Source organism: Streptomyces colwelliae (genome assembly GCF_048158785.1).
Taxonomy (GTDB): Bacteria; Actinomycetota; Actinomycetes; order Streptomycetales; family Streptomycetaceae; genus Streptomyces.
The window spans coordinates 1-7,702 of sequence record NZ_JBLTJC010000446.1 but is presented as its reverse complement, the minus strand read 5'-3'; the positions used below and the strand labels follow the sequence as shown (position 1 = coordinate 7,702).

The window sequence follows — 7,702 nt, the reverse complement described above, 5'->3', positions numbered from 1 at the left end:
GGCTCGACCACCGTCCACAGCTCGTCGTCGACTTCCCATGGCTTCGGCCGTGCCATCCAGCACCCCCAGATCGTCTGTCCTGGAGTGACCCAACCATCTTGAAGATCATTCCGTTAGGGGTTCTTAGCGGCCAACGGTGAGTGGGTGGCTTCTCCCCGGGGTACCTGGTCCGCAGAAGTGTGACAGTTCTGGCAGAAGTGTCACACTTCCCCGACCCACCTGTCGGCCAGGCCCCTGCCTGCGACAGTGGTTAGATTTGCCCCCGGCTTCCAGCAACCCCCCGCCGGGGGTTGGCCGCTGAGCCGTGGTGGCGTGCTGGCAGCGCGTCCCTTCACGCCGGCCGACAACGCAGTACAGGTAAGGGCATTCATGCCTGGCCCCCGTTCCTCCGGGCTGCTCGCTCGCTTCTGAAACGGGCTGGAGCGGGCCGTGTCAAGGGTGGCCCGGAGGGCCATCGCCGCAGGCGACACGTAGCGCAGCGGAGCGCCCTTTACTCGGGCCGTGGAAGCCCGACACTGGCCAAGAAGCGAGTGGCCCAACGTTCAGAACTCAGTCGCAGGCCCAGTGCACCCGCCGCTACCGTGCCCCCATGACCACGAACAACACCGAAGACGACAACTCCGGCGCCAACCCCCGATTCGCCGAAGCGCTGAGGGAGTTGGGGCTCGGTGAGCTGGTCGCTCGTACCCGGCGCTTCCCGGACGCCACCCGTACCGCAGCCGAGGCCGCCGCCGCGATCGGGTGCGAGTTGAGTGAGATCTGCAAGTCCCTGATCTTCGCGGCGGACGGGATTCCGGTACTGGTGCTGATGGACGGGGCATCGAGGGTGGACCTGGAACTCGTTCGGCAGGAGCTCGGCGTAGAGAAGGTCACCCGGGCCAAAGCCGACGTCGTACGGGAGACGACCGGGTATGCCATCGGAGGCGTGCCGCCCTTTGGACACCGTACGAAGACCCGTGTACTCGCCGATCGTTCGCTGCTCGCGCACGACGTCGTGTGGGCCGCAGCCGGCAACCCGCACGCCGTGTTCCCCATGGAGCCCAAGGAACTTGTCGCGCAGGCCGGTGCCACCCTCGTGGACGTGCGCGAGCAGACCCCGTGACTCCGGAGGTCGCCGCCGCCGTCCTGCTCGCCGCCGTCACCCACGCCTGCTGGAACGCCCTCGCGCACCAGATCACCGACAAACTGGTCGGGTTCACGCTCATCACGGGCGGCGGGACGGTCATCGGGCTCGCCCTCGTGCCGTTCGCGGACTTTCCGGAGGCCGGCGCGTGGCCGTATCTCGGGGCCTCCGCGGTCATCCATCTCGCCTACACACTCCTGCTGATGAAGTCGTTCCGGCTCGGGGACTTCGGGCAGGCCTATCCGATCGCACGCGGCACCGCACCCCTCGTCGTCACGGTGCTCGCCGCCGTCTTCGCGCACGAGGTGCCCAACGGGTGGGCGGCGGCCGGTATCGCGCTGTCGTGCACGGGGCTGACCGGCGTCGCGCTGTGGGGGATGCGCGGACGGCGGCCCAACTGGGCGGCGATCGGTGCCGCGTTGGCGACGGGGCTGTCGATCGCCGCGTACACCGTCGTGGACGGGCTCGGTGTGCGCGCCTCGGGGTCGTCGCTGGGGTACATCGCCTGGTTGATGGTGGCGGAGGGGTGGATGATCCCGGTGTATGCCGTTTGTCTTCGGCGCGGTCAACTCCTGGCCGACCTACGGCCGTTCGCCGCCGTCGGTTTTCTCGGTGCCGCGCTGTCCGTGCTGGCGTACGGACTCGTCCTGTGGGCCCAGACCCGCGCGGACCTCGCACCCATCGCCGCCCTGCGCGAGTCGTCGATCATCGTCGGCGCGGCCATCGGCGCCGTCTTCTTCAAGGAGCGGTTCGGGGCGCCCCGGATCGCCGCCGCGGTGCTGCTGGTGGCCGGGATCGGGCTTATGTTGCGGGCTGGTTGACCGTTTCTTCACCCGGCTTGCCGACTACTTGACGATCCGTTCCATGGGCGTTCAGACGGCTGTCTGTGTGTGTGATGTGTGGTGCCCCTAAGGTCCCTGAGGATTCGAAAGAAGGGGCTCATGGAGAGACGCCACGCGGTCCGGGCCGGCGGGATCACCAAGTGCTTCGGCGATGTCGTCGCGCTCGACGGCGTCGATCTGGATGTGACGCAGGGACAGATCCACGGTCTGGTCGGGCCGAACGGGGCCGGCAAGACCACCCTGCTCGGGTTGTTGCTGGGTCTCGCCGTCGCCGACGGTGGGCGCCTGGAGATCCTCGGCACGCGGGTCGGGCGGGCGTTCGCCGCTCCCGACGGTGTCGCCGGGTTCGTGGACGGGCCCGGTCTCTACCCCTCGCTCACCGCCCGGCAGAACCTCGCCGCGCTGGCCGCGTTGCGCGGCCATGACGCGCGGACGGCGGGGATCGACGACGTGCTCCACCAGGTCGGGCTCACCGATGTCGCCGACGACAAGGCCCGCGGCTTCTCGCTCGGCATGCGCCAGCGGCTCGGGCTCGCCGCCGCCCTGCTCACCAAGCCCCGCCTCCTCGTGCTCGACGAACCGTCCAACGGCCTTGATCCGGCGGGCAAGAGACATGTGCACCGCGTCCTCACCCGGCTTGCCGCCGACGGAACCAGCGTGGTGCTCTCCAGCCACCGTATGGACGACCTGGAGGCGCTGTGCTCCGAGGTCACCATCCTCGCCACCGGACGGGTCGTCTTCTCCGGCCCGTTGAGCAAGCTGGCAGCCGAGAGCCGTGAACTCGAGTACCGGTTGCGGACTTCCGATGCGCGGGCCGCGCGCGACCTTGCCGCCGAGACCGGCGGGGTCCGGGTCGTCGACGACTCCGGGGTACGGCAGGACGCCGAGGTGTTCGTCGTGCGCGCGCTGATACCCGCCCTCGACGAACTGGTGGCCCAGCTCGTGCGGTCGGGCATCGCGGTGCGCGAACTCGCCCCGGTCGTATCGCCGTTGGAGGCCGCGTTCCTCGCGCTCACCGATCAGGAGCAGGAGCAGCAACAGCAGGAACAGCAGCAGGAACAGCAGCAGGAGGGCGGCCGATGACCGTGACCGCCGTCGTCGAAACCGTCGCCGTATCCCGCCGCGTCTCTGTCGCGCGCGCCTACCGCTTCGAACTCGTCAAGCTGGTCTCGCAGTGGCGGATCCGGCTGCTGGTCCTCGCCTGCTGGGTCGCGCCCGCGCTCTTCGTCGCCGGGGTGAGCGGGCAGAGCACCCTCCCCTCCGACACTCTCTTCGGCCGCTGGATGCACGCCACGGGGTGGGCCGGGCCGTTGGTCATGCTTGGTTTCGCGGGCAGTTGGGCGCTCCCGCTGCTGACATCGCTCGTCGCCGGTGACGTGTTCGCCGCCGAGGACCGGCTCGGCACCTGGCGGCATCTGCTGGTCGCTGTCCGCTCGCCCGCGCGGATCTTCGTGGCGAAGTCGCTGGCCAGTCTCACCGTCATCCTGGTGCTCGTGGCGGGGCTGGCCGCCTCCAGTACGGCCGGCGGGCTCGTGGCGGTCGGCAACCAGCCGTTGGTGGGACTGGACGGGCATCTGCTGGCGCCCGGGGACGCGGCCGGCCGGGTCCTGCTCGCCTGGCTCTGTGCCCTTGCCCCGACCCTGGCGCTGGCCGCGATCGGGCTCCTCGGGTCGGTCGCGCTGGGGCGGTCCTCGATGGGGCTGCTGCTGCCCGTGCTGGTCGCGCTCGCGATGCAGGTCGCCCAGATGCTGCCGCTGCCCGTCGCCGTGCGCCTCGCCCTGCCCGGCTACGCCTTCATCGCCTGGAACGGCCTGTTCACCAGCCCGGCCCAGCTCACCCCGCTCCTGATCGCCGTCGCGGTGAGCCTCGCGTGGGCCGTACTCGCCACCGCGCTGGCCCATCTCCTGTTCGTACGGCGGGACTTCACCAACCCGGCCTACGACGGCTCAGGGCGCCGCGCGATCACCGTAGGGCTGCTGCCGCTGGCCGCGCTGACCGCCGTCACCGTGGGGGTGGTCGCCGTGGCGACGCCGTCGACCGGCTCCGGGATCGAGCAGGGCAAGGTGCAGAAGTCCCTCGCCACCGTCTTCGCCCACCTCTACCGCCTCCAGACGCGGCAGCTCCACCGGCCCGCCGTCACCGAGGCCCAGTTGCGGACCTCGGCGGCGTGCACCAAGAGCGACGGCCAGGCCGCCAAGGAGGGCGCGGGCAACGACTGGCGTTGCGTCGTGAGCTGGCATCTCCCCGGCGTTGCTGTCACGGGGACGGCGATCTACCAGCTCGACATCACCTCGGACGGGCGGTTCGTGGCGGACGGCGACGGTCCCAAGGAAGTCAACGGCTACTTCCTGGTACGGACTTCGACCGGTGACGCCCCGAATCCGCTGTGGCAGTTCGACGGCAACGTCGAGCTGCTCGACACCCACTGAAGGGAACAGTTCCGTGCAGGTAGTTCGCCAGCGTCGGATCAGCGAGAAGAAACAGGTCAACCTCTTCGGCAGACACGTCGGCCGCCGGGCACTGCTGGTGACGACGGGTATCGCCGTCGCCCTCGGTGTCACGGGCACGGCGGTCGCCTCTACGTACCAGTTCGGCACCCAGCAGGTCGGCCAGACCACCGCCAACGGCCAGGTCATCTCCAGTGACCAGTACATCAAGCCGTACGGCAGCCGCACCGTCATCAACGACGGCAAGATCATGTCGTCGACGGTCAGCCCGGACGGCACCCGTCTCGCGGCCTCGGTCGCCGACGGCGACGCGTCTCTGGTGGTCATGGACCTGGCTACCGGTCAGATCAAGCAGAAGATCGGCACCAGCACCGCGGACGACCTGCGCATCAGTAGCGGTGCGGTGGGCCAGGAAGGTCCGACCTACTCGCCCGACGGCAAGCAGCTGTGGCTGGGACAGGCCAACGGCTACACCAGGTTCACCGTCAACGCCGACGGCACCCTCGCCAGCCCCACGGCAGTCCCGATCGCGGCCGACGGCACCAAGCAGGCCCTCGTGGGCGCGGCCGTGTTCTCCGCCGACGGCTCCACCGTGTACTCCGCGGTCAACGGCCAGAACAAGGTCGTCGCCATCGACGCGGCGACCGGAACCGTCAAGCAGAGCTGGACAGTTGGCACCGCACCGCGCGGCATCGCCCTGGTCGGCGGCACGTTGTACGTCAGCAACGAGGGCGGGCGCCCGGCGAAGGCCGGCGACACCACCATCAACTCCTACGGCACCGACGTGCCGGCCAACCCCAAGACGGGCGCCAGCACCACCGGCACCGTCAGCGTCATCGACACCGCCGACCCTTCCGCCGCCGTCGGCACCATCGCCGTAGGACTGCACCCGACCGCCGTGTACGCCAAGAAGGGCGCGGTGTTCGTCACCAACACCGCCGACAACAGCGTGTCGGTCATCGACACCCGTAAGGGCAAGGTCGTCCAGACCATCGCCACCCAGCCGTGGCCGGAGGCGTCCGTCGGCTACGAGCCGAACGCGGTGACGCTCACCGACGACGGCCGGCTGCTGGTGACGCTCGGCCGCGCCAACGCGGTCGCCGTCTACCGCTACAACTCCCCGCAGCAGCCCGCCCGTTACGTCGGCCTGCTCCCTACCGACTACTTCCCCTCGGGGATCACGGCCATCGGCAAGCAGGTCGTCGTCTCCAACACCCGTGGCATCGACGCGCTCCGCCCCGACGCCGCCGGCCACGGCACCCACGACACGACGTCGAGCCTGACGCAGTTCACGCTGCCCAGCGACCTCGTCGTCAGGTCACAGACGGCCAAGGTCTTCAAGCAGAACGGCTGGACGGCCGGATCGGTGAAGACGGCCACGGGCAAGAGCCACACGAAGGCCGTCCCGGTCCCCGCCCGGCTCGGCGACCCCTCGACGATCAAGCACGTCTTCCTGCTCGTCAAGGAGAACCGCACCTACGACCAGGTCTTCGGTGACATCCCGCAGGGCAACGGCAACGCCTCGCTCACCCAGTTCGGCGCGAACGTGACGCCCAACCAGCACGCGCTGGCCGAGCAGTTCGGGCTCTACGACAACTTCTACGACATCGGCACCAACTCCGCCGAGGGCCACAACTGGCTGATGCAGTCGGACAATCCGGAGTACACGGAGTCCTCGGCGGGCGAGTACACGCGCAGCTACGACACCGAGAACGACGTCCTCGGCCACCAGAAGAGCGGGTTCATCTGGACGGGCGCGCAGGCGGCCGGCAAGTCCGTCAAGGACTTCGGCGAGTTCCAGTCGCTGGAGACCAAGCCGGCCGGCGCGACCTGGCAGAACCTGTACTGCGACAGCAAGAACATGGCCGCGACGGGGGCCGGGACCGCCTACCCCATCAAGACGGGTTCGGCGATCCCCTCCCTCAACGACGTGTCGGTGCAAGGGTTCCCGCTGTTCGACCTCGACGTCCCGGACATCTACAAAGAGCAGATCTGGCAGCAGGACTTCGAGAAGAGCGGCCCGGCGAACCTGAACATGTTCTGGTTCTCCAACGACCACACCGGCGGCCCGGCCAACGCGGCGGCCGAGGTCGCCGACAACGACCTCGCGGTCGGCCGGATGGTCGACAAGATCACCCACAGCTCGTACTGGAAGGACTCGGCGATCTTCGTCGTCGAGGACGACTCCCAGGCCGGCCTCGACCACGTCGACGGCCACCGCGCCCCGGTCCAGGTCATCAGCCCCTACGCCAACCACAGCACGGTCGACGACCACTACTACTCGCAGATCACCATGGTCCGCACGATCGAGCAGATCCTCGGCATCCACCCGATGAACCAGCTCGACAGCGCGGCCACCCCGATGTACGGGGCGTTCACGAACAAGGCCGACGACACCCCGTTCACGGCGGTTCCCAACCGGACCTCGCTGACCCTCGGCGTGAGCCCCCAGCCGTCCTGCGGCTCGGACACCCCGGCGGCCCAGGACACCAAGGCCGCAGCCGCGCCCACGTCCGTGTCGGTACCGGCGGCCGAGAAGGCGCTCGCGGCCCAGTGGAAGACCTGGGCGTCCCACCAGCGGCTGACCGGCCCGCACGCCGTGCCCGACTACGCCAACCCCACCCAGATGAACCGCTACACCTGGTACCAGACCCACAACTGGACCGAGCCGTACCCCGGCGACAGCAAGATCTACGCACCGGACGACGTACCGGGCGCCTACCTCCCGTCGCCGGAGTCCGACGGCTGACCGGAGCCCCAGTGCGTCAACGGCCCCTGCCCGGCGTCACCGCCGGTCAGGGGCGTACGGCCACCGCGTCCACCTCGAACAGCATCCCCGGCAGCGCGAGGGACGCGACCCCGCTGAGGGTCTGGGCCGGCAGGCGGTCGCCGAAGTGGGTGTGCAGAGCCTTGCCCAGGGTTTCCAGCTTGGTGAGGTCGTGGTCGACGATGAACGTGCCCAGGCGGACCACGTGTTCGTAGCCGAGGCCCACTCCCGCCAGCGCCGACCGCAGTCGGGCGAACGCCACCTCCACCTGCGCCGCGAAGTCGCCCGGTACCGGTGCGCCCGTCTCGTCGGAGGCGTACTGGCCGGCGATGAAGACGAGTTCACCGGGTGCCGACACGGCATGGCTGTACCCGAAGGGGGTGGGGTCGTGCAGCGCGGGCGGGTTGGTGATCGTGCGCCCGTCAGCGGCGTCGTTCGTGAGGGTCATGGACGGGCAACCTCCCGAACACTCCGCCCATTCCGTCCTCAGCCGACAGACACCCCCAGCGAGCCGACTCCGGAC

At 69.4% G+C, this 7,702-nt stretch carries 6 protein-coding genes; 5 read left to right on the top strand and 1 reads right to left on the bottom strand.

All coding sequences use genetic code 11. The features are described 5' to 3' along the window. Positions 1-589 precede the first annotated feature (589 nt). The 5 genes from ACNFOC_RS47135 to ACNFOC_RS47115 all read left to right on the top strand — a co-directional run bounded on the left by ACNFOC_RS47135 (position 590) and on the right by ACNFOC_RS47115 (position 7,161). The gene (locus ACNFOC_RS47135) at positions 590-1,102 is read left to right on the top strand and encodes a YbaK/EbsC family protein (RefSeq protein ID WP_416965155.1); all 513 of its coding nucleotides are present in this window, start codon (positions 590-592) and stop codon (positions 1,100-1,102) included. Then, a complete protein-coding gene (locus tag ACNFOC_RS47130) occupies positions 1,099-1,944 on the top strand; it encodes an EamA family transporter (protein ID WP_416965154.1) in 846 nt (281 codons plus the stop codon). Before ACNFOC_RS47135 ends, ACNFOC_RS47130 begins: the two co-directional genes overlap by 4 nt. 120 nt (positions 1,945-2,064) lie before the next feature. Beyond that, entirely contained in the window at positions 2,065-3,048 is a 984-nt protein-coding gene (locus tag ACNFOC_RS47125) for an ABC transporter ATP-binding protein (RefSeq protein ID WP_416965153.1), read from the top strand. After that, complete coding sequence (locus ACNFOC_RS47120) at positions 3,045-4,394, top strand: ABC transporter permease (RefSeq protein WP_416965152.1); 1,350 nt, start codon at positions 3,045-3,047, stop codon at positions 4,392-4,394. Before ACNFOC_RS47125 ends, ACNFOC_RS47120 begins: the two co-directional genes overlap by 4 nt. A gap of 13 nt (positions 4,395-4,407) precedes the next feature. Beyond that, on the top strand, positions 4,408-7,161 hold the full coding sequence (locus tag ACNFOC_RS47115) for an alkaline phosphatase family protein (RefSeq protein ID WP_416965151.1): 2,754 nt from the start codon (positions 4,408-4,410) through the stop codon (positions 7,159-7,161). Positions 7,162-7,207: 46 nt separating this feature from the next. Here ACNFOC_RS47115 and ACNFOC_RS47110 read toward each other — a convergent pair whose 3' ends face one another. After that, entirely contained in the window at positions 7,208-7,627 is a 420-nt protein-coding gene (locus ACNFOC_RS47110) for a RidA family protein (RefSeq protein WP_416965150.1), read from the bottom strand. Positions 7,628-7,702: the final 75 nt, after the last annotated feature.